The sequence below is a fragment of the Flammeovirga sp. SubArs3 genome, assembly GCF_947387565.1.
GTDB classification, from domain to species: Bacteria; Bacteroidota; Bacteroidia; order Cytophagales; family Flammeovirgaceae; genus Flammeovirga; species Flammeovirga agarivorans.
On sequence record NZ_CANDOA010000006.1, the window covers coordinates 156,103 to 178,321 of the forward strand.

The following is a 22,219-nucleotide window of genomic DNA, read 5'->3' on the forward strand; positions in this document are numbered from 1 at the left end:
TGCAAAGCTATAGGAAACGATCTATTTTAACTATCAAAAACTAATAATTTTACAAGATGACGGGTTGTGCGTTAACAATGTTAGTGAGGTAAACGGTTTCTAAATATTCCATAGGAGAAAGTTCCTAACAATGCAAAGATAAAGACAATAACCATACTGTATTCACCATACCCCATTAAGATAAATAGGGGAGCCGTACATCCACCAACTAATGCCCAACCGAGACCAAAAGCGATACCTCCTAATAGATATCTCCAAATACTTTTCTGTTTGTCAGCAAGAACGATATCTTTCCCATCAAAATCTTTGATCTGAAAAACCTTAATGACTTGAATACACAGTGCACCAATAACAATGGCTGAACCTATAAATCCATACATATGGAAAGATTCAAAACGGAACATTTCCTGGATTCTAAACCATGAAATAGCTTCACCTTTTGATAAGGCGATTCCAAAAAACACCCCCAGAATTAAGTATATTATTGTTCTAATCGGTTTCATATTTAATGTATTAAAGAATAAAAGGAAGTATAAGCCAAGTCATGATTAAGCCTCCTATGAAATAACCAATAACGGCAATAAGTGACGGTAATTGTAGATTTGATAATCCACTAATAGCATGTCCAGAAGTACAACCGCCTGCATATCGAGAGCCAAAACCAATTAAGAAACCACCAATACTTAACATACTGATTCCCTTAAAGGAAAAGATGGCATCTTTACTAAAAAGCTCTGTAGGTAATACATAGTGCGAGTCACTTGTAATTCCTAACTGTGCTAAGTGTTCTTGTGTTGCTTTAGAAATTCCTGCTAAGTGATCACCGCCTAGATACTCCATACTGATGTATCCGCCTAGGATACAACCAATTGCAAAGACAAGGTTCCAAGATTCGTTTTTCCAATTAAAATTGAAAAAGTCATTCTTCTTACCTGCCCCACATGCTGAGCAAACGATTCTAAAATTGGAAGAAAGTCCTAAGCTTTTTCCAAATAGTAAAAGTAAGGCCATTGTAGCCCCAACGATGGGTCCACTGACATACCAAGGCCAGGGTGCTAATAAAAATTCCATTGTCGTGAAAGTTATTGATAATTATATAATTGAGTAGATGAATCATTTAGCAGTGTGTCGATAGTATCTAACATTAGACACTATCGACAAGCACTATCTATAAGTTAATTTTTTTCCATGCAGTAAATCCTCCTGCAATATTGTGTATGTTTTTAAACCCATGATGTGCTAAAATTAGAGAAGCTAAGTAGCCTCTAAGTCCTTTGGCACATGTAACATAAATAGGTTTTGATGGGTCAATTTCATCTAAACGTTCTCTTAGAATATCCAGAGGAATATTCAACGCATTTGGATGTATAATTCCAGCATTTTCTAGTTCTTGTGGATTTCTAACATCCAGAATTGTCATCTCTTCATTTGCTTCGAATGCCGTTTTTGCAACACTAACATTTACCTCTTTAAACAATCCCTTTTGAGCATTTTGAGCTACAAATCCAGCCACAATAACAGGATCTTTTGCTGGTGAGAAAGGAGGGGCATAGGCTAGGTCTAGATTTGGTAAATCTTCAATAGTCAATTTTGCATAAATGGCAGTAGCTAAAACATCTGTACGTTTATCTACTCCTTTTTCACCAAACAATTCAGCTCCCAAGATCACATGAGTATCTGGAGTATAATAGATCTCAATAAACATGTCTTTACCTCCAGGGTAGAAGCCAGGGTGAGAGTTGGCAATAATAAATGTAGATGCATACTCTATGCCTTCTCTTTCTAAGATTTTCGGCCCTGCTCCAGTTCTAGCGATAGTATGATCAAACATTTCCATGATAGCAGTTCCATAACCACCAGGGAAAGTTTCATTTGCACCAACAGCATTGGCTCCGGCAACTCTACCTCCTTTGTTAGAGTGAGTACCCATTGGGAACCAACCTTCTGAATTGGTTACAATATTTGGAATGGAAGCACAGTCTCCAGCAGCATAGATATCTGGTAAGTTGGTTTCCATTTTTTCATTAACAATCAAGGCTCCGTTAGGAAGGTGAGCAGCACCTTTTGACGTCAACATCTCAGTGATCGGTTTTACACCAATAGACATGATGAGAAAATCGGAAGGGATAACTGTTTCATCACTTAAAGTTAAGTCACCATTTTCATTAATTTTAATTACAGATTTTCCTAGTTCTAAACGAACTCCATTTTCTGATAGTACTTTCTCACCCATTGTGGCAAACTTATCGTCCCAAGGGCCTAAGATATGTTGACCTAATTCTACAATAGTTACCTTTTTGCCAATCTGAACTAAGTTTTCTGCTGTTTCTAAACCAATTAATCCTGCTCCAACAATGGTGATATGTTCAGCTGTGTCTAATGCATTTGATTTGACGATTCTATCAAAGTCTTCAATTGTTTTGGCATGTGCCCACTCCTGATAATCAGTAATTCCTTCAATTGGAGGAGTGATGGCAGTACCACCTGTTGCATACACTAATTTGTCGTACTTGTATTCCCCTTTTGGAGTGTATACAGTGTGAGACTCCGGGTCAATATTTGTTACCGGTTCCTCTAAGTGTACATCTATATTAAATCTTTGGCGTAATAGGTCTGGCTTTACCACCAAAAGTTTGTTTCTATCTTTAATTCTTCCTGAAAATGCGTAAGGAATACCACAAGTTGCATAGCTGATATTAGCTGTTTTTTCAAACAAAATAATCTCAGCATTTTCATCTGTTCTTCTTGCTTTTGCAGCAGCAGATGGACCTGCAGATAAACCTCCGATAATGATAATACGTTTCTTGTTATCCATTTTCAAACTCTATTTTAATCGCTTATTTTTTTATGATGTTACAAACGTAATAGAGAGGGGATTTTGAAAATGTGACAATTGTTACACAAATGCTTTCAATGTTATGAATTGAACCATTTTTCGAATTCATTAACAACTCACCTAATAAATTATGTGATTCTTATAAATTAATCCATTAAAAATTATACTTTTTGAAAATTGTTTTCTTTCTTGTAAATAACTCTACTTGTACTTGTATTCAATAACATTGATAACTACAAAAAAATATACTAACGGTTTTTTCATCATCATCCTATGCTATCTATTTGTCTTTGCACCTGTGCAAGCTTCTGACACACATCGAAAAGGGATTGATATATTGAAAAAATATGAAGATAAGTGTTACGAACATATTCGCACTGCTTCAGATTCGACATTATTCTACGCGACAAAAATTCTTGAAGTCAGTAAGATGATAGAAAGTAAGCAGTGGGAAAGTGTCGCTTATCAATTCATGGGGTCTTATTACATTAAGAAAGGACGCATGGCCGTTGGTTTTGATTACGAGTTAAAGGCATTAACGATTTCTGAATCCTTAAAAGATTGGGCTGATGTAGCAACCATCAGTAACAATATTGGGGTATTCTATTTTAGAGACAAAGATTATCATAAAGCCATAGAATTTTACCATAAGGGTTTAACATCGATCAATAGATTTATGGCTGAATCGGATACCATTCTATTACATCAGAGAGAAAATCAGGTATCGATGATGTTTAATATCGGAGAAGCCTATACGATTCTAAATGAGAATGATTCTGCCTTGTATTACTTAAATGAGTCATTTTTTGAGTCTTTAAAGTATGGTTTTAAAGAACAAGAGTTTTATGTTATTGCGATTCGTTCTCGCGTACTTTTTAACCAAGGAAAGGTAAAACAAGCGATTCAAGAGATACAAGAGGCATTGGCTTATTTCAAGGAGAACAATAATTTTGATGCTTTTTGTGAGTATGAAATCTGGTTGGCTGATTATTACCTGACATTAGATCGCTACATCCTCGCTAAAGAGAAAGCATTAGATGTTTATAATCGAGCAGATATAAAAGACAGCGACTTCTGGAAAATGGAGTCGTCCAAAATGCTATATCAAGTTGAATATAAGAGAAACAATATTGAAAACGCATTCCATCACTATAAAGAATATCAGACAATAAAAGAACAAATTGATAATGTTGATATCAAAGAGAGGATTGCGAAGATCAAAGAAAATTATTCGTCAGAAAAAAGAGAATCGGAGATTTCATCTTTAAAGACAGAACAAGAGTTAAATCAAAAGGTATTAAAGCAACAACGTCAGTTTATTTTTGTGATGGTTTTGATGTTCCTTTTGATGGTACTAGGCATTTATCTTCTTTTAAAATTCTACCTTAATCTCAAGAAGGCATACAGTCATATTACTGAGAAAAACAATGAAATTGAGGCCCAGAGGGAAGAAATCTTAGCACAAAAAGACCATTTACAAGAATATGTAAAGCTATTAGATACCAAGAATAAGCAAGTACAATCGGGTATCAATTATGCAAAAAGAATACAGTCAGCCACTTTACCATCAAGAAGAAAGATGGAGAAGTTGTTGGACGACTTAATGATCTTCTACAAGCCATGTGGAGTGGTTTCTGGAGACTTTTATTATTACTCAGGAAAATTATATAAAAACAATGAACGCCTAAGTATAGTTGCTTCTATAGATTGTACGGGGCATGGGGTTCCAGGTGCTTTTATGTCCCTTATTGGTAATGGTATTTTAAATGAAATCATTAAGGTAAAAAACATTCATTCTCCTAAAGAAATACTTGAAGGATTGCACCAACGTTTGCAAACTACCTTAAGTCAATATGAAACTTACGGAGTGCAAGACGGTATGGATATTACGGTGGCTTGTATCAACTACTCAAGAAAGATAGTAACCGTAAGTAGTGCAAAAAACTCTTGGGTTTACTTCCAAAATGGAAAACAACAGGTGGTTAAAGGTGACCGAAGAAGTATTGGTGGAATGGATACAAGGTTTAATAGTTTTATTAACCATGAGATAGATATCTCTCAAGGAAGAACTAAATTCTACTTCTATACTGATGGCTACCAAGACCAGCTAGGAGGACCAAAAGATAGAAAGTTTATGGCCAATAACTTTAGAAACTTGTTGGAAGAAATAAAAGATTTACCTGTCAGAGAACAAGAAAGTGTTCTTGACACTACACTGAACAATTGGAGAAAATATCAAGGGGAGCCACAAACCGATGATATTTTAATATTAAGCTTTACTGTAGAATAATTTAATTACTCTGATTTTTTCGCTCACAACTACTATTTGATGAAATTTCTGATATACACCCTTATCATTTTTTCTGCTACCTCTATTTATGCAAGCGAAATTGATTCGTTGAGGACAGTTTTTGAGAATTCAACACCGTCTAACAAGTTTAGTACGGGTAGTCAATATTATAACCAGTTACGTTATTCAAAACCCAATGATGCCGTTAGTGGCCTTCAAAAATTGATTACTGAAGCTGAATCAGCGAATAATATTAATGCTGAAATTGACTTATATGATATTTTGGCAAAGACTTATCTTATTAAAAGAAAGTTGGACAGCCTATACTTCTATTTTGAAAAAGTAGAGCAACTATCAAAAGAGTCAAATAACAATGCAGGCTTAGGTAAGGCATATTCTGGGTTTAGCCTTTATTATAATATCAAAAATAAAGAAGAATGTTTGACGTATTTTGACAAAGCGGTTCAAATATTCAAAGAGGAAGGGATGGAGATTCCATTGGCAGATATTTATAATTCAACAGGACTCTATTATAGAAACCATGGTAATTATGATGAAGCGATGGAACTGTTTAAGAAAGCTCGTTTGATTTACGAACTACATGACCATAAAATGGGTCTATTTAAAGTAGTCAACAACGAAGCTTTAATCTGGAAAAACTTATCAGTTAAAGACAAAGAACTATTTAAAAAATATATATACAAAGCCATTGAAATGTTCAAATTGGCAGAGAAGTATTCTATAGATTTAAACAACAAACACTATCAGGCTACAGTGGTAACAAATATTGGAGGAGCCTATGATAAGTTATCGAGCCAATTAGATCCGAATACAGAAACTGAGGCGATCTTAGAAACAGTAGACTACAGAATTAGATATTTTAAAAAAGCGCTGCAATTACGTAACGAACTCGACCAAAATTGTTTTAAAATAGGTATCTATCCATCCATAGCAGAGGCGTATAGAGAATCCAAGAAATATGATAGTGCGATGCTTTATATTGATAAAGGGATTGCATTAGATGCAGAATGTGAAACAAAAGATGAAGATTTACTCTATGTGATTCAAGGCCATATTGAGTACGATCAACAACATTATAACAAAGCAATCACTGCGTTTAAAAAGAGTATCGCTTTATCTAAAAAGACAAAAAATCTAAAAAATGAAGTAGGTACTACAGGTATGTTAGGTCAGGCTTATTTTAATGTAAAAGACTATAAGAATGCTTATCTGACAAATCGAATTCATGATAGTTTATCTCAAGCATACCTTAACCTTGAGAAATTTGAAAAGATAGCCAAGCTTGAGGCAAATTATGAAGTCGTTAAAAAAGAAGAAGAGAAGCTTAAGGCTCAACTGACTTACAATGAAGAATTAGCAAAAAAGCAGAATCTTATTCTTTTCTCAATTATACTCATTATCACCTTTGCAGGTGGAGGTGTCTTTTATTATAAGAGCTACAAGGACAAAGACAAAGAATATATATTGTCAGAGGGAAAAAGGGTAGTAATTGAACATAAGCAGAGGTTACTTATCGAGAATGAGAAAAGGTTAAAGGAATTAGATGAGTTTAAATCCCGCTTCTTTTCCAATATATCTCATGAGTTTAGAACCCCTTTAACGCTTATTTTAAGTGCAGTAACGGAACTTAGAACAAAAAGTAAGCATAGTCCTCTACACCTTAAAACAATCGAAAGACAGTCAAAACAGCTATTAAGCTTAATCAATCAGATATTAGACCTTTCTTCTTTAGAGAACAACAAAAAACAGAAGGTGAAACTGTCTGAATATAGTATTAATGATACTTTCAAAGTCATGTTAGGCTCATTTGAATCTTTTGCGGAACAGAATGAGGTGAACTTCTCTTGGTCTGTCTTATCAGAAGATAAAAAGGCGCTGATGGATCTAGATAAATTGACCAAAGTGATCAATAATCTAGTTTTCAATGCCTTTAAGTTTACACACCCTCAAGATGAGATCAATGTAACTTTGAAGGAGCAGAATGATCGACTGTCTATTGAGGTATATGATACTGGTGAAGGTATCCCTGCTGTCAACTTGGACAAAATATTTGATCAATATTATCATTCAGAATCTGGTTTAGCGGCTAGTAATGGGATTGGACTTGCACTAACATCAGAATTGATTAAAACAATGGGTGGTAGTATTAGTGTTGATAGTGTAGAAGGACAGTGGAGTAGGTTCACCATTACTATTCTACTCCGAAAAGAAGACTTTGAGGCGGAAAATATTGATGTTGAAATCATAGAACCCGTTCAGTTAGAACCTGTCATTTCTGAAAGTTCTACTACGACTCTAGAAAAGACATTTGATGTGAAGTCAAGCCAGGTAGAGGTGATCGATGCTCAATTGCCAACAATTGTTGTGATTGATGATAACAAGGATATTCTTCAATATTTAGAAAGAATGTTGAATGATGAATACAACGTAATTACAGCAGAGAATGGTGAGGTAGGTATAGAACAGACCTTACGCTACGCACCAGACCTTGTGATATCCGATTTAATGATGCCAAAGGTCAACGGTCTAGAGGTACTGGATAAACTTAAAGCCGAAGTTGAATCTTCTCATATACCTGTCGTATTACTCACCGCAAAAGCGGATTTAGATACGAAGTTAGAAGGGTACTCATTAAAAGCAGATGCTTTTGTGACAAAACCTTTTGAGAAGCAAGAGTTATTACTGCAAGTAAAAAGTTTGATCAATAATAGAAAGCTAATTCAAGAGAAATTCAGTACGAATTTTATGCTGAAGAAGGAAATAGCAGACCTCCCATCTGAAGATGAGAAGTTAATTAAGAACCTTACTTCTTTTGTTGAAGAGAACTTAGATAATACAGATTTATCTGTTGATGAAGTAGCCAATCACTTAGGGATGAGTAGAAGTCAGCTGCATCGAAAAGTGAAAGCGATCTCAGGACAATCAAGTAGTGTTTTTATAAGAAATATCAGGTTAAGATATGCTCATGAATTAGTTTTAAATACGGATCTTACCATGGCGGAGATTTCTTTTAGAACAGGATTCAATACTCCGAATTATTTCACAAAATGTTTCAATGAATATTATCACGTAACACCGAACACTTTAAGAAAAGAAGTGTCCTAATAAATTGTATAATTTAAATCCAACAATCGATTGCAATAATTATATTTCTAAAAAATATGTTCGTTAAGTACCATATTTTTAAGAAAATAATTAAAAATACCTACAAATGGTTATTGAAAAATTCGTTGAAAATATGAATATTTGTATATACTCAAAAAGAAAAAAATTTAAGTCAAATAAGTAGTTATATAATATCCTCTTGTCGTAGGAGGATACAGAAAGAATCCGCTTCATGAGCGGATTTTTTTGTTAGAATGATCTATTAACAATAATAGTGTAACTATGTGTGTATGATGTTACGTATCAAAGATTGATTTGGATAAACCCAATATGACTACAACAAAAGTTTAACGATTTATATAACAACATTTATTGTTGATGACCTATTATGAAAAAGATAATTTTAGCTACGGTTTCTTTCTTAACAATGTTAATGGTGAACGCGCAAGATGTAGAAGGCATTAAGATTGGGCAAAGCAAACAGAAAGACAAAATCGTATCGATTAAAGGAAATACATATCAGGTAATGCCGGTGGAGTCTGATGACTCTGAATTATGTTTAGGTGTAATGATTATGCCGGTGAACAATGATACCTTGGTACCTACAACGTTAAATAAGACACAAGTAGACCAATTTCAATCATCAATGGAAGAAGAATTTGATGTAGCCTTTGATTCTGTATTGGTTTATGATGAAGCAACCATGATGTTTGCCAAAAATAAGGGAGTAGAGTATGAAATTAATATAGAGAAATCTGATGATCAATACGATGCTTTTTTCGTGATTTGGTATAAAGAATTAGAGGAGAACTTAAAAGCATCCACTTCAGTTGTTCATCCTTAATAATTCCTTAGTTTTGTACCCATAAACTTCAAAAATTAATGATTTATGGGTGCAATAATGAATTTTGCAATTTTTCCAATAGACAAAGGTGATCATATTGGAGAATACGTATCTAAAGTAGTACAACATATTAAAGATTCAGGTCTTACATATCAGTTTTCTCCTATGGGGACAGTAATCGAAGCTGAAACGGTTACTGAACTATTAAAGGTAGTAGACGATGCTTATAAGATTATGGATCCCATCTCTGACCGTATTTATTGTGTAATGAACATGGATTACAATAAAAATAAATCAGGGATGATTAAGGCGAAAACAGAATCTATTGAGAAAAGAATAGGTAAAGTTTAGGCTGAGAGAAGAGAACATTGGATGTTCTCTTTTTTTATTGAAAACATTTCCGAGCATAGGTAGTTAATTCTCTGTAACACTTATGTAGACCATGAAAAATTATCTAATAATAGGAGGGGCTTCCGGAATAGGAGAAGCATTAGTAAAAACACTTGCAGAAGGTGGAAATAGAGTATTTGCTACTTATAATAAGACAATGCCTACGTTTGAGAACGAAAATACACATTACCAACAGTATGATGTACTTTCGGAGACCAATAACTTTGATCAGCTTCCAGATGAACTAAATGGAGTAGCATATTGTCCTGGTAGTATAAACCTGATGCCTTTTACAAGATTAACGCCTCAAAGTTTTATTGATGATTTTCAGCTTCAAGTCAACGGAGCCGTAAAGGTTTTACAAGCAGTGATCAATAAACTGAGAAAATCACAAGGGAGCATTGTATTGTACTCAACAGTTGCAGTGCAGACAGGTTTTAAGTTTCATACTCAAGTAGCTGCATCAAAAGGTGCGATAGAAGGGTTAACAAAAGCATTGGCAGCAGAATATGCTCCAAAGGTTAGAGTAAATGCAATAGCACCATCATTAACCGATACTCCTTTGGCATCAAAATTACTTAGTGATGAATCAAAGAAGGAAGCGAATGCCAGTACTCACCCATTAAAGAGAATTGGTGAGGCTGAAGATATTGCAAGATTATCTGCTTTTCTTTTATCGGATCAATCCTCTTGGATGACAGGACAAATCTTGCATGTGGATGGAGGTATATCAACACTTAAATTATAATCATCATGTTTGGACTATTTAAAAAGAAATCACCCAAAGAAAAATTAGAAGCGAAATACAAGAAGCTTTTGGAAGAATCACATCGTTTGTCGCATACAGATCGAAAAGCTAGCGATCTAAAAATGTACGAAGCGAACGAAGTGCTAAAAGAATTAGAAAAATTATAAGCGGTTTAAATATCGTATTATGTTAAGGTTTGTGGTTATTAGATACCGCAAACCTTTTTTTAATATTATTTATTAATAAGATTAAATAATGATCAACATCACTTTGAATTAAATTAAACCACACCACTTTTGTTTCGCATTGGTTCCGTAAGGAATAACAGGGAATCTAGTGAAAATCTAGAACTGTACCCGCAACTGTAAAAGTTCAAAAAGTCATTTTTCAATAGGCCATTGTAGTATACGAGAAGGCGAAAAGTGAGAGCTAAGTCAGGAGACCTACCAAGCATTTATTTTTTTAGACAAAACTTCGGGAATAAAGTTTGAAAAATTTCATGGTACCACTTGGTAGATCCCCTCTATCGAAGAAATGTAAGCTTACCTAGAGTTTTGTCACCTAATTTTTATTATTAAAAGCAAAGTGATGAACAAACAATTTACAAGACAATCATTCTATTTCGTAATACTCTTATTATTTGGACTATTCAGTTGTGATAAAGAAGAGGCATCAATCACTGCATATACTGTTGATTTTGATTGTAATGGTGGTACAAAAATAGAAAGCCAAGAAGTTTTAGCGGGCGAAAAGGTGACTACGCCAACGGACCCTACGAAAGAGGGACACGAATTTTTATATTGGACGAAAAATGATCAAGAATACGATTTTTCAAAAGAAGTAGTTGATGATTTTACATTAACGGCGTTATGGGAAGAAATCGAAGTCACCTATCAAGTCACATATAAATTTGACAATGGACAAGAAGATAGTGTAGCTACTGTCATCGAAAATGATCTATTAAAAGCTCCTCAAATCCCACTAAAAGAAGGGTTTATCTTTAAATTCTGGTCTGAAGATGGTGCTGAATTTAAATTTGGAGAGGCTGTTACTTCTAATATTGAACTGACGGCAATTTATGAAGAAGTCATTGATCAGTATGTTGTTTCCTTTGATCCAAATAATGGTGAGCAAATGACATTAGTAACTGTCGATGAAGATACTGAAGTAACTGAACCTGAAAATCCACAAAAGGAAGATTATGAGTTTCTAGGATGGTATTTAAATGATGAACTTTATGATTTTACTTCAAAAGTTAATGGTGATATTACTTTAATAGCAAAGTGGAAAATCGTAGCAGGAGAAACTACATTTGAATATGCGACCATTTCAAGAGATGATTTTAATAGTTTAAGTAACGGAGATCATATTATGGTAAAAGCTCAACTCAATTACCTATCTAGAGGTTGGGCTTGGGGTACTGAGGTTTATCTTGTTGATAATAAAGAAAATAGCTCAAAAGACTTATATAGCCATTCAAACTACGGAATGTTCACTTTCCCATTATCAGTAGCAAGCGATGACCCAATGATGGGCGGTACTTATGTATTTAATCTAGTAAAAGATGTTTACATGTCATCACCTCAATTAGGTTTTGGATATATGCGAAATGAGGAATTTGATGAAACAGGAACTCCTGCTTATGATGGTGGAAAATGGAATGCACCTATGCGTTACGGAATCGAGTTTTTCGATGAAATTATTAGAGGTAACGTTAGAGAAGTGAATTATTCTGCTGAAAAAGGTTTATCAGTAGTTGTTGGTACTGAGGAAGTAACGATTAAAAAGAGAGTGGAGGATGGCCAAGGGAATATCACATACGAGAATTTATCTGAAAGTGATACATCTTTATTTGACGATCATCTAGAACAGAATAGATATATCTACACTATCCAAGTAGAAGGCGAAACAGTTTCTGTTTTAAACAAAGATACATTGCAAGTTTACGCTTCAATCTTACCCTAAACACTAACTAAGAGGGAATACGTAAAAGTATTCCCTCCAAACGATTCTAATTATGAAAAATATTTTAAAAATACTTCCAGTAATACTCATTTCTGGGTGTGATAATTCAGAGATTGAAGACACAAGCTATAAACCTATTGATAATCCAGATGCACAACCTTATATCTCAGAGGTAATAGATTTCAAACCTGCTCCAGGTCAGTTTATGAATAAGGTAGAAAATGATTTTGAAGCAGCAGAAAACATTGTAGGTAATACAGATCAATTTATCTCATTAGGTGCATTTGGAGGAGAGGTAACCTTTAAATTTGATCACTCGATCCTTAATAAGGACGGAAATGATATAGCCATTTATGGTAACTCGTTTGAAAATTCCAGCGAACCTGGAATTGTTATGGTATGTCAAGATTTGAATCACAATGGCTACCCTGATGAAAATGAGCCCTGGTACGAACTGAAAGGATCAGAATATAATGCATCAACAACAAAGCATAATGTGAGTATCACTTACTACAGACCTACGGAAAATGATCATATTATTCCATATAAAATGGAATGGAATGGAGAAGAGCAAACAGGTGAGTTCGATTTGACAGCAATAATTCCTTATCATGATCAACCTATGTTTCCAACATGTTATTCAACAGATGAGATTACATTTTCCGGAACATTATTAGCCTCTAATGTGATAAAAGAAGGGGACATATATTATAATCCTAAGTACAAGTGGGGATATTGTGATAATGCAGGATATGAGAATGAAGGAATACTAAGAAGTGCAGATGTATTTGATATTTCTAATGCAGTTGATGATAATGGACAAGCTGTTCATTTGATTGCCATTGATTTTGTAAAAGTGTATACAGCAACTTTTGATAATTCGGGTTGGTTGGGAGAAAGATCAACAGAAGTATTTAAAGCCGCAGATATTTCTTTACTAAGTGATGAAGAGTAAGCTTTTCTTGTGGGGCCTCTTTCTATTCTTTACTTCTTCTACCTTTTCTCAAACATTGGATACGGCAAGAGTCTTAAATGAAGTTGAAGTAATTGGGCAAAGAGTTACAGAGAGAATTAGTTTTAAGTCAACCACCATAAATAAAGAAAGAATACAGGAAAATCTTTCTGCATCTTTAGGGGAGTTGTTGACTTTAAATACTCCCATTTTCATTAAAAGTTATGGTGCTGGTGGAACTGCAACGCCATCTTTTAGAGGAACAGGAGCTAGCCATACTAAAGTATATTGGAATGGGATCAACTTAAATTCTCCAATGCTAGGTCAAGTAGACTTATCCCTGTTTCCTGTGGCTTTTACAGATGAAGTAACGGTAAACTATGGAGGGTCGAGTTTATTGTATGGTACAGGAGGTTTGGGTGGTGGTATCCAAATGAATAGTAATTTAAATTGGGATGGTAAGACTCATGTATTACTATCCCAAACGGCGAACACATTGCAAAATTATATAAGCAATGCCAGCATCACTTTAGGTAATGAAAGAATACAAAGCACAACAAAAGTATTTTATAAAGATGCTGGTAATTACTTTACTTTCGTCAATCTATTACAACCTGGTAATCCCACTTGGGAAAACAATCATTCTGCACAAATACAATACGGGGTTTTACAGGAAGTAGGATGGAGAATAGATGACTACCAACAAATAAAGTTAGATTTTTGGTATCAGGAAAGTGACCGGGAGTTAACCCCTTCAATGGACAGTCAGGAAGGTGATTCATGGCAAAGTGATGCCTCAACAAGAGTATTACTTAATTGGAATTATAATAAAAACGATTTGACTATCGATGCATCCACCGCCTTTGTACAAGAATCACTTTGGTACCGGAAAGAGTTGAATAATGATGAAAATCCCAAACTAAGCACATCAGATAGTAAAACGTATCAATGGCATAATCATTTACGAAGTGATTATCAACTATACGAAAACTTTACAATAAAAGGTGGTGTAGATTTGGTTATGGATCAAGTGAATAGTAATGCTTATCAATCCACTCAAGATACTACCAGTCATTTGGTTCATCAAAATACTTTAGATGTTTATGCAGGTTTTGACTGGTGGGTGCTACCTCATCTATCGATCAGTACATTATTTAGGCAAGAATGGATTGATTTTGACCAAAAGCCATTTTTACCCTCTATTGGTGTAGAATATATTCCATATGAAAATGATTTCTGGCAGCTTTCCGTAAGAGGGAATAGTTCTAAAAATTTTAATGCTCCTTCTTTAAATGATAGATATTGGTACCCGGTAGGAAACCCTGATTTATTACCCGAAGAAGGGTGGACCCATGAAGGTACTTTGGAAATAAAATATCAGGATGAAAATTGGTTGTTCAAATATGAGGGAACAGCTTTTAATAGTTTAATCAATAATTGGATCATTTGGAAGCCAGCTGTCAGTAATTTATGGAGACCCGAAAACCTAAAAAAAGTACATAGTAGAGGAGTTGAACAAATCATTACCACTTCTTATTCTAAGGACGATTTTTCTATCCTTTTGTATGGTTCTTTGTCCTTTGTGAAATCTGAAAGTATTGAGGCTTACGATGAGTTGGATAATTCAGTAGGGAAGCAGTTAATCTATACACCTGTGAGTTCTTTTCAAGGGTATATACGCTGTAATTATAAATCAATATATACAATTATTGAGCAACAAATGTATGGTAAACGATATACTCAAAGTGATGGCAGTGAATATTTACCACCCTACTATCTCACCAACTTGGTATTAGGAAAGCAATGGAATTTAGGATCACATACGATTGATTTAAAAGGTAGAATTGAGAATGTTTTTGGATATCATTATCAATCAATAGCAAGAAAACCAATGCCCACTCAAGTATATCAAATCAGTCTAACCTATAAAATATAAGTGATGAAAAAGTTAATGATGGTTTTTCTACTTTTAGTAGGTTGTAATGAAGTAGAAGATAGTATGCCTATTTCTGATGAGAAAGAAATACCAGAATCTCTACAATTGACGGATGGAGTTTTTGTAATTAATGAAGGGAATTTTGATTGGGGACATGGTACACTATCACATAAAAAATACGATTCGGATACGGTCTATAATGAAATATATAAGCAAGTAAATAGTTTCGAAATAGGGAATGTTGCTCAATCAATGACAATTATCGGAGACCTAGGGTATATCTGTGTAAATAATTCCTCCAGAGTTGATGTTATTGAAACAAAAACATCCAAGTGGGTGGATAGAATAGATTTACCGAAAAGTAGTCCACGCTATCTTTTACAGATTGATGAAAGGAAGTCATATGTAACGGATTTATATGCTGACCGTTTTTATGTTGTTGACCACAATAATTTTTCACTTTCCAAAGAAGTAAAAGTAAGTGGGTGGACGGAAAAAATGTGTCTATTGGATCAATATGTTTATATGACTGTTACCAGAACGGTTTTCGATAAAAGGCAAGGAGGACAGTTATTATTTAAAATAAATAAAGCAACAGATCTAGTTGAAGATAGCCTTGCTTTGCCGTATGGTCCTATTGATCTTCAGAAAGATAAAAACGATAAAATTTGGGTACTTTGTAATGGTGGACTGGATAAAGAAGATGCTGCCATTGTAAAGGTAGATCCCAAGACTTTTACTATACAAGACCAGATAACTTTCACAAAGGATGACTATTTAAGTATGCCCTCAAGGCTTAGAATCAATAAAGAAAAAGATGAGTTATTCTTTATAAGAAAGAATATTTATAGACTGCCTATTGATAAATCTCCTTTAGCCCCCGAATTGATGATAGAAAAAGGGAAACGTTTATTTTATGGTCTAGGAGTCTCTCCACATAATAACGATATCTATGTGACTGATGCTATCGATTATGTACAAAAAGGTTGGGTCTTCAGATATTCTCAAATGGGCGTGAAGTTAGATTCTTTTCAAGTTGGGGTTATTCCTAATGAGATTGTCTTCCAATAATTTATTCTTTTTGATGAGTAAAACTTTATACTTGATATTAATCTTTATCTGATATTGATGTTTGATTTGGTGAAAAATTATCTAAAATTGATGTATATTCATTACTACAATTCATTAACCTAACTATCTCATAAATGGATTTAACGCAGAATAAAGATAATGCGATAGCCTTCTATCGAATGGCTTATGAAGGTAACCCCAAAAAAGCAGTGGATCTTTATGTTGGTGATCAATACATTCAACACAACCCTGATGTAAGCGATGGACTTATGGGTTTTATAGAGTACTTTGAAAGAATGCAAAAAGAATATCCTGAAAAGTCTATCGAATTTGTAAGATGTATAGCTGAAGGAAATCTTGTTGCTTTACATACCCATCAAACATGGCCTGATGATGACCAATATGTAACTATGGATTTCTTTAGGTTTGATGAGAAGGGAAAAATTTGTGAGCATTGGGATGCAATACAACAGATTCCAAAACAAAGTGCCAACGACAACACTATGTATTAAAAGAACCGATCAATTATTTAATTCTCTTCAAACTACTTCTACATGTATACGCAACGAAATTATTCCATAGGAACAATGGCGTTATGGACAAGAAGGTACATTTATATGTTCTTGTTTATATCTGCTATACCTACGGCTTTATATGTTTTATTGGATTGGAAGTTTATCCACCTACCTTGGTTACCTATTGCTCTAATTGGTAGTGCGCTTGCATTTATCATTGGTTTTAAAAATAATGCATCCTACGGAAGGTTATGGGAAGCAAGAAAAATATGGGGAGGAATTGTAAATACTTCTCGATCTTTTACCATAATGGTCAATGATTTTATTTCCAACCAATATGCAGATAATGATCTATCACAAGAAGAGTTATTTGCGATTCGAAAAACAATTATATTAAGGCATATAGCATGGATGACTTGTCTAAGACATGCATTGAGAACACCAAAACCTTGGGAGATGTCTCATATCAATGCTTCTGATAAAGAATATATGGACGATATTGTTATCAATGAAAGGAAATATACCTTAAAAGAAGAACTGACAGGATATTTATCTGAGGAAGAAATTGATCATGTTTTAAGTCAAGGAAATAAGCAATCGGCTTGTTTAAACCTTCAATCAAAACATTTAAGAGCCTTACAAGAAGATAAACGAATTTGGGAATTCTCATTCTTAGAAATGGAAAAACAAATTATCGAGATGTTTGCACTTCAAGGTAAATCAGAAAGAATAAAGAACTTTCCATACCCTCGACAATTTGCAACGTTGAATAGGTTTTTCGTTTGGATTTTTGTTTTACTATTACCTATTGGCTTAATCAATGTTTTTGATGAAATTGGTTTAACAATTTTAAAAGAAAATTCTACTAATTGGTATGGATATCTTGGGAATTATTTCGCCTGGTTAACGATCCCTTTTAGTATTGTCATCTCTTGGATTTTCTTTACAATGGAACGAATTGGAGAGGTCTCTGAAAACCCGTTTGAAGGAGTAGCCAACGATGTACCAATAACTACAATGGCAAGAGGAATAGAGATAGATATTAGACAAATGATTGGTGATAACAAGGAAGAAATACCGTCTCCTATTGAACACCAAAGAGATATACAGATGTAATTAAATAATGAACAAACAACATATGATAGCATTAGTAACAGGAGCAAATAAAGGGATTGGATTAGAAACTGCTACACAATTGGCAGGGTTAGGTCATAAAGTTTATTTAGGAGCAAGAGATATTGAAAAAGGAAATGCAGCTAAATCAAAAATAAACAACTCCGAAAATATTGAAGTGATAGAGCTGGATGTTTCAAAAGAAGATTCTATCCAAAAAGCTTTCGAAAAGATAAAACTCGAAAATGGTAGATTGGATATATTGGTCAATAATGCCGCGATAAACTATGATACATGGCAAGATGCATTATCGGCCGATTTGAACAATGTAAGAGAAACATTAGAAACTAATTTATTTGGTGCTTGGAAAATGATTCAAACATTTTTGCCTTTAATGCAGCAAAATAATTATGGTAGAATTGTCAATGTAAGTAGTGGATCAGGAGCCATTACCAATATGACAGTAGGAACACCGGGATATTCTATCAGTAAAGCATCATTAAATATCTTAACGATTAATTTTGCTCATATAGCGTCAAATTACGATATCTTGATTAATTCTGTTTGTCCAGGTTGGGTAAAAACTGATATGGGAGGAGCAGGAGCGAACAGATCTGTAAGCGAAGGAGCTGAAACAATTATATGGGCGGCATTACTTCAAAAAGGAGCTGCTTCAGGAAAGTTTTTCAGAGATAAGAAAGAAATTCCTTTTTAGATGACATCCACTTAATAGCAAAAACCTAATGAAGAAGTTACATATAATATAACGTCTGTATTTAGGTTAGGTGATAAACTGTTAAGTGAATTTACCCAAGAAGAATTAGGCTTACCGAATTTTTAAGCCTCAACAGAAAATCAACAATGCATCAAAGTATTGTTGATTTTTTTATTTAAAAATAGATTAAATAAATCTATGATAATCAGTAAAATAATCTTATTTTCAATTTACAGAATTATATAACTACTGATATATTTACATTTGTTTAAACAATTTATACTACTTAGTTGTTATCACAATTATTCAATTAATAATATTTGGTAACGATCACTCTAGACTTTTATGTTAACTAACTCCTTTTACCAGTTCAAACGAGAACAAAGAATTAAAGCTACGATTGATGAAGTGTGGGATTTCATTTCATCTCCAAAAAACCTTAAAGAAATAACTCCTGATTACATGGGTTTTGATATTACGAATACAGACATTCCAGAAAAAATGTATGCCGGAATGATCATCACCTATAAAGTGAGTCCAATGTTAGGCATCAAGATGGATTGGATGACCGAAATAACACATGTCAGGGATAGAAAATATTTCGTAGATGAACAAAGAGTAGGACCATATTCTTTATGGCACCATCAACATATACTAGAAGAAATAGATGGTGGTGTTTTAATGAAGGATATTGTTACTTATTCACCTCCTTTTGGTTTTCTTGGAGCGATTGCTAATTCTTTTATGATCGAGAAGAAACTAAAAGAAATTTTCCTGTACAGACGAAGAGTGCTACGAAATAAATGGGGAGAATTACCAAAATACAATAATTATATTTTCGACTAAATTTATTAACCATGAAAAAATTAAGCTTACTCATTCTACTTTCAACGTTTCTTTTTTGCTTGGCATGTTCTGAAGGTGAACTAGAAACACCACAACCTACCACTCCTCCGACAACAAATGATCCGATGGATGATGATGACGATGATCAATCGGATGATATGGATGGAGATGCTGTCACTTACACTAATAGTGTATCAACAATTCTCGCATCCAATTGTAATTCTTGCCATAATGGGGCAAACCCTAGTGGAGGGCTAAGTTTGGATTCTTATACTGCAGCTAAGAACGGTACACAAAATGGAAATGTGTTAAGTAGAATAAGAGATGTAAACAACCCAATGCCTCAAGCTGGACTAATGTCAGAGGAAAATATTAAAGCTATTGAAGATTGGGCAGAAGGAGGGTTCTTAGAATAATGTATAAATTAATATGTTTTTTATTCGCTACCTTTTTATTTCACTATTCTCAAGCACAGAAGTTTATAACAAAAACAGGTGTTTGTGAATTTTCAGCATCAGTTCCAGCTTTTGAACCTATCGAAGCAAAATCGGAAAAGATGTTGGGTGTTTTAAATTCCGAGAATGGAGAGGTAGCTGCATTGGTAGAAATTACTACGTTCAATTTTCCCATCTCATTAATGCAAGAGCATTTTAATGAGAACTACATGGATTCTCATAAATTTCCAAAGGCTACATTTACGGGTAAGATTAATGATTTCCAATTATCTGCTGACAGTACTAGAAGTAAGGTAAATGGTAAGTTGACTATTCATGGAGTGGAAAAAGAGATTGAAGCTGATATTGTATACTTAGGAACTCAAGGTTCAGTATATGTTCGTAGCAATTTTGTCATCCGACCTGAAGATTTTAAGATAAAAATACCTAAAGTGATCACAAAAAAGATTGCTGAAGAGGTAAACGTAGAACTGATATTGAATTTAAAACCAAAAGAATGAAACAAATACTATTACTAACTTTTCTCTTTCTTTCCACTATTACAATCGCTCAAGATGACTTACTCAATGATTTAGAAGAGGAGGTAGAAATTGAGAAATTTGAATTACCAGCTTTCAAAGCGACAAAAATAATTAACGGACAATCTACCAAGTTGGCTAAGAAGAAAGATTTTCATCTGATTATTGCTCATAGATTTGGAAGCATTAAGGATGGAATTTCTACTTTTTTTGGTTTAGATAATGCCAACACTTACTTAGGTTTACTTTACGGGATTACAGACAAATTAAATGTAAGTATAGGAAGGGAATCTTACCGAAAAACCGTCACAGGAGCTGTAAAATATAAATTCATAGAGCAGTCAGAAAAGATGCCATTACATATTGTAGGGTATGTCGCGATGTATGCCAATACACAACTATCGGATCAAACATTCCCTGATCTTACCAATGTAGACCGTTTAAGTTATCTTTATCAGTTGATGTTTTCTAGGAGATTCAATGAAAATTTATCATTGGAATTATCACCAAAGTTCATCCGACAGAATTTAAAGTATAGTGATTATGATGTCTATAACTATATGATTCTAGGAATAGGTGGAAGGTATAAAGTATCAAAAAGAGTAGCTATTACTGCAGAGTATGATTATAACTTCTCAAGACCAAGTGAAAACCCTTATCAGAATCCATTATCAGTAGGTGTTGATTTAGAAACTGGTGGGCATGTATTTCAATTGTTATTTTCAAATGGTCAATCTACTTTGGAACCTTCTTATCTAACTTATGCTTCGGGAGATTGGAGTGATGGAGAGATCTATTTTGGGTTTAATATTGTTCGAGTGTTTTAAACGGGCATAAATAAGAAAAAATACCGCAGGAATATTTAAGTGGTTTTGCCATTTTATGCTTTGTTTCATCATTTTTTGTCAATGAATATAAATTATTTATCATTCGTGGAGGTCATCATGTTTATTTGTATTAATAACAAACTTCTCTAAATTTCATCGTAGATGAATCTTGATAAAATTTTACATATATTCATTTTAATATCCTTCAGCATTCTTACAGGTTGTAAAACTATTGAAAATAAGAATGAGTTACCCTTAAAACAAACATTTCAAGTAGTTAATACTGAATTGATTACCCCAACATTAAGTCAAATTTCAGGTATAGCTATTTCAAATGGAAATGATAAAGTATGGGTACATGAAAGCACTGTAAATGACCCTTATATATATTCTTATAATGTCAATAATGGAAAATTATTAGATAAAATCTTTGTGCGCGGTACATCAATAGGTTGGGAAGACCTTTCTACTAGTCACATAGATGGCAAAGTGATGATCCATATTGGTGATACAGGAAATCCTGATTTAAAGAGGGAATCTATCCAAGTGTACTCTTTTAATGAGTGCGATATATTTGATAATTTTGTAGCACCAACAGTAAAAGAATACTTATATCCCCATAATAAACCAAGAGATATAAAAGGTTTAATAGTGCATGAGTCCTCAGAACAATATTACTTCTTCTCATATGATGAAAGAGGTTGCGAAATCTTTACTATGCCAGTAGAAACAAAAAATGGTACTTTAAAGAAAGTAGGAGAACTCAACCTGAAAAATGTAAGATCAGTAGATATCTCAGACAATGGACAACATTTGGCTATTATTGCGGATGAATCAGTACATATCTGGGATCTGAAAAATAATAAATCACTTATCTATAATTTAATGTATAACCATCCTATCTTTAGTAAGACTTCTATGAAGTCAGATTATAAGGGAGTGTGTTTTAAAGAAGATAATTCATTTATATTAATCAGTAAAGCAAAACATAAAGAAGCTTTAATACTAAGGAACTTTAAGCAAGAATACGTTAGTATGAACCTTTAAGCAAAACGCCACATAGAATTGAATA

General features: G+C 33.8%; 21 protein-coding genes and 1 riboswitch. Of the genes, 18 read left to right on the plus strand and 3 right to left on the minus strand.

Annotated features, from left to right (window positions below; genetic code table 11):
* Positions 1-80: 80 nt before the first annotated feature.
* The 3 genes from QL232_RS17720 to QL232_RS17730 all read right to left on the minus strand — a co-directional run bounded on the left by QL232_RS17720 (position 81) and on the right by QL232_RS17730 (position 2,815).
* The gene (locus tag QL232_RS17720; RefSeq protein ID WP_348646753.1) at positions 81-503 is read right to left on the minus strand and encodes a YeeE/YedE thiosulfate transporter family protein; all 423 of its coding nucleotides are present in this window, start codon (positions 501-503) and stop codon (positions 81-83) included.
* A 10-nt stretch (positions 504-513) separates the two neighbouring features.
* A complete protein-coding gene (locus QL232_RS17725; RefSeq protein ID WP_168884364.1) occupies positions 514-1,071 on the minus strand; it encodes a YeeE/YedE thiosulfate transporter family protein in 558 nt (185 codons plus the stop codon).
* 97 nt (positions 1,072-1,168) lie between these two features.
* Positions 1,169-2,815 carry an FAD-dependent oxidoreductase gene (locus QL232_RS17730; RefSeq protein ID WP_281615161.1) on the minus strand — a complete coding sequence of 549 codons (1,647 nt, stop codon included), beginning with the start codon at positions 2,813-2,815 and terminating at the stop codon, positions 1,169-1,171.
* A gap of 247 nt (positions 2,816-3,062) precedes the next feature.
* On the opposite strand from QL232_RS17730, the gene QL232_RS17735 reads away from it, so the two are divergent.
* From QL232_RS17735 to QL232_RS17820, 18 genes are all read left to right on the plus strand, one after another.
* Positions 3,063-5,126, plus strand: coding sequence for a SpoIIE family protein phosphatase (locus QL232_RS17735; RefSeq protein ID WP_281615162.1), 2,064 nt, complete (start codon positions 3,063-3,065; stop codon positions 5,124-5,126).
* Positions 5,127-5,165: 39 nt separating this feature from the next.
* Positions 5,166-8,252: a response regulator gene (locus tag QL232_RS17740; protein WP_281615163.1), complete on the plus strand. Its 3,087-nt coding sequence runs from the start codon at positions 5,166-5,168 to the stop codon at positions 8,250-8,252.
* 388 nt (positions 8,253-8,640) lie between these two features.
* Positions 8,641-9,096 carry a hypothetical protein gene (locus QL232_RS17745; RefSeq protein WP_281615164.1) on the plus strand — a complete coding sequence of 152 codons (456 nt, stop codon included), beginning with the start codon at positions 8,641-8,643 and terminating at the stop codon, positions 9,094-9,096.
* Positions 9,097-9,153: 57 nt separating this feature from the next.
* A complete protein-coding gene (locus QL232_RS17750; RefSeq protein WP_281615165.1) occupies positions 9,154-9,447 on the plus strand; it encodes a thiamine-binding protein in 294 nt (97 codons plus the stop codon).
* Between the two features lie 91 nt (positions 9,448-9,538).
* Complete coding sequence (locus tag QL232_RS17755) at positions 9,539-10,234, plus strand: SDR family oxidoreductase (protein WP_281615166.1); 696 nt, start codon at positions 9,539-9,541, stop codon at positions 10,232-10,234.
* Positions 10,235-10,239: 5 nt separating this feature from the next.
* Positions 10,240-10,401 (plus strand): Lacal_2735 family protein, encoded by a 162-nt coding sequence (locus tag QL232_RS17760; RefSeq protein ID WP_168884371.1) that lies wholly within the window; start codon positions 10,240-10,242, stop codon positions 10,399-10,401.
* A 123-nt stretch (positions 10,402-10,524) separates the two neighbouring features.
* Positions 10,525-10,700, plus strand: a riboswitch (cobalamin riboswitch).
* A 122-nt stretch (positions 10,701-10,822) separates the two neighbouring features.
* On the plus strand, positions 10,823-12,199 hold the full coding sequence (locus tag QL232_RS17765; protein ID WP_281615167.1) for an InlB B-repeat-containing protein: 1,377 nt from the start codon (positions 10,823-10,825) through the stop codon (positions 12,197-12,199).
* A 52-nt stretch (positions 12,200-12,251) separates the two neighbouring features.
* Positions 12,252-13,154: a hypothetical protein gene (locus tag QL232_RS17770; protein ID WP_281615168.1), complete on the plus strand. Its 903-nt coding sequence runs from the start codon at positions 12,252-12,254 to the stop codon at positions 13,152-13,154.
* A complete protein-coding gene (locus tag QL232_RS17775) occupies positions 13,144-15,087 on the plus strand; it encodes a TonB-dependent receptor (protein ID WP_281615169.1) in 1,944 nt (647 codons plus the stop codon). Before QL232_RS17770 ends, QL232_RS17775 begins: the two co-directional genes overlap by 11 nt.
* Positions 15,088-15,090: 3 nt before the next feature.
* Positions 15,091-16,158: a DUF5074 domain-containing protein gene (locus tag QL232_RS17780; RefSeq protein ID WP_281615170.1), complete on the plus strand. Its 1,068-nt coding sequence runs from the start codon at positions 15,091-15,093 to the stop codon at positions 16,156-16,158.
* 134 nt (positions 16,159-16,292) lie between these two features.
* Positions 16,293-16,670 (plus strand): nuclear transport factor 2 family protein, encoded by a 378-nt coding sequence (locus QL232_RS17785; RefSeq protein ID WP_281615171.1) that lies wholly within the window; start codon positions 16,293-16,295, stop codon positions 16,668-16,670.
* A 42-nt stretch (positions 16,671-16,712) separates the two neighbouring features.
* Positions 16,713-17,789 (plus strand): bestrophin family ion channel, encoded by a 1,077-nt coding sequence (locus tag QL232_RS17790; RefSeq protein WP_281615172.1) that lies wholly within the window; start codon positions 16,713-16,715, stop codon positions 17,787-17,789.
* 7 nt (positions 17,790-17,796) lie between these two features.
* The gene (locus tag QL232_RS17795) at positions 17,797-18,501 is read left to right on the plus strand and encodes an SDR family oxidoreductase (protein WP_281615173.1); all 705 of its coding nucleotides are present in this window, start codon (positions 17,797-17,799) and stop codon (positions 18,499-18,501) included.
* 345 nt (positions 18,502-18,846) lie between these two features.
* On the plus strand, positions 18,847-19,347 hold the full coding sequence (locus QL232_RS17800; protein WP_281615174.1) for an SRPBCC family protein: 501 nt from the start codon (positions 18,847-18,849) through the stop codon (positions 19,345-19,347).
* 11 nt (positions 19,348-19,358) lie between these two features.
* Entirely contained in the window at positions 19,359-19,763 is a 405-nt protein-coding gene (locus QL232_RS17805) for a hypothetical protein (RefSeq protein WP_281615175.1), read from the plus strand.
* Positions 19,763-20,302 (plus strand): YceI family protein, encoded by a 540-nt coding sequence (locus QL232_RS17810; protein WP_281615176.1) that lies wholly within the window; start codon positions 19,763-19,765, stop codon positions 20,300-20,302. The genes QL232_RS17805 and QL232_RS17810 overlap by 1 nt, the downstream gene beginning before the upstream one ends.
* The gene (locus QL232_RS17815) at positions 20,299-21,147 is read left to right on the plus strand and encodes a DUF5777 family beta-barrel protein (RefSeq protein WP_281615177.1); all 849 of its coding nucleotides are present in this window, start codon (positions 20,299-20,301) and stop codon (positions 21,145-21,147) included. Before QL232_RS17810 ends, QL232_RS17815 begins: the two co-directional genes overlap by 4 nt.
* A gap of 162 nt (positions 21,148-21,309) precedes the next feature.
* Positions 21,310-22,194 carry a hypothetical protein gene (locus QL232_RS17820; protein ID WP_281615178.1) on the plus strand — a complete coding sequence of 295 codons (885 nt, stop codon included), beginning with the start codon at positions 21,310-21,312 and terminating at the stop codon, positions 22,192-22,194.
* Positions 22,195-22,219: the final 25 nt, after the last annotated feature.

Excerpts from the sequence above, each read along its gene's own strand:
- QL232_RS17790 (WP_281615172.1), top strand. The coding sequence starts at position 16,713 with ATGTATACGCAACGAAATTATTCCATAGGAACAATGGCGTTATGGACA.
- QL232_RS17810 (WP_281615176.1), top strand. The coding sequence starts at position 19,763 with ATGTATAAATTAATATGTTTTTTATTCGCTACCTTTTTATTTCACTAT.
- QL232_RS17745 (WP_281615164.1), top strand. The coding sequence starts at position 8,641 with ATGAAAAAGATAATTTTAGCTACGGTTTCTTTCTTAACAATGTTAATG.
- QL232_RS17795 (WP_281615173.1), top strand. The coding sequence starts at position 17,797 with ATGAACAAACAACATATGATAGCATTAGTAACAGGAGCAAATAAAGGG.
- QL232_RS17820 (WP_281615178.1), top strand. The coding sequence starts at position 21,310 with ATGAATCTTGATAAAATTTTACATATATTCATTTTAATATCCTTCAGC.
- QL232_RS17765 (WP_281615167.1), top strand. The coding sequence starts at position 10,823 with ATGAACAAACAATTTACAAGACAATCATTCTATTTCGTAATACTCTTA.
- QL232_RS17720 (WP_348646753.1), bottom strand. The coding sequence starts at position 503 with ATGAAACCGATTAGAACAATAATATACTTAATTCTGGGGGTGTTTTTT.
- QL232_RS17725 (WP_168884364.1), bottom strand. The coding sequence starts at position 1,071 with ATGGAATTTTTATTAGCACCCTGGCCTTGGTATGTCAGTGGACCCATC.
- QL232_RS17805 (WP_281615175.1), top strand. The coding sequence starts at position 19,359 with ATGAAAAAATTAAGCTTACTCATTCTACTTTCAACGTTTCTTTTTTGC.
- QL232_RS17750 (WP_281615165.1), top strand. The coding sequence starts at position 9,154 with ATGAATTTTGCAATTTTTCCAATAGACAAAGGTGATCATATTGGAGAA.
- QL232_RS17755 (WP_281615166.1), top strand. The coding sequence starts at position 9,539 with ATGAAAAATTATCTAATAATAGGAGGGGCTTCCGGAATAGGAGAAGCA.
- QL232_RS17760 (WP_168884371.1), top strand. The coding sequence starts at position 10,240 with ATGTTTGGACTATTTAAAAAGAAATCACCCAAAGAAAAATTAGAAGCG.
- QL232_RS17770 (WP_281615168.1), top strand. The coding sequence starts at position 12,252 with ATGAAAAATATTTTAAAAATACTTCCAGTAATACTCATTTCTGGGTGT.
- QL232_RS17815 (WP_281615177.1), top strand. The coding sequence starts at position 20,299 with ATGAAACAAATACTATTACTAACTTTTCTCTTTCTTTCCACTATTACA.
- QL232_RS17730 (WP_281615161.1), bottom strand. The coding sequence starts at position 2,815 with ATGGATAACAAGAAACGTATTATCATTATCGGAGGTTTATCTGCAGGT.
- QL232_RS17775 (WP_281615169.1), top strand. The coding sequence starts at position 13,144 with ATGAAGAGTAAGCTTTTCTTGTGGGGCCTCTTTCTATTCTTTACTTCT.
- QL232_RS17740 (WP_281615163.1), top strand. The coding sequence starts at position 5,166 with ATGAAATTTCTGATATACACCCTTATCATTTTTTCTGCTACCTCTATT.
- QL232_RS17780 (WP_281615170.1), top strand. The coding sequence starts at position 15,091 with ATGAAAAAGTTAATGATGGTTTTTCTACTTTTAGTAGGTTGTAATGAA.
- QL232_RS17785 (WP_281615171.1), top strand. The coding sequence starts at position 16,293 with ATGGATTTAACGCAGAATAAAGATAATGCGATAGCCTTCTATCGAATG.
- QL232_RS17800 (WP_281615174.1), top strand. The coding sequence starts at position 18,847 with ATGTTAACTAACTCCTTTTACCAGTTCAAACGAGAACAAAGAATTAAA.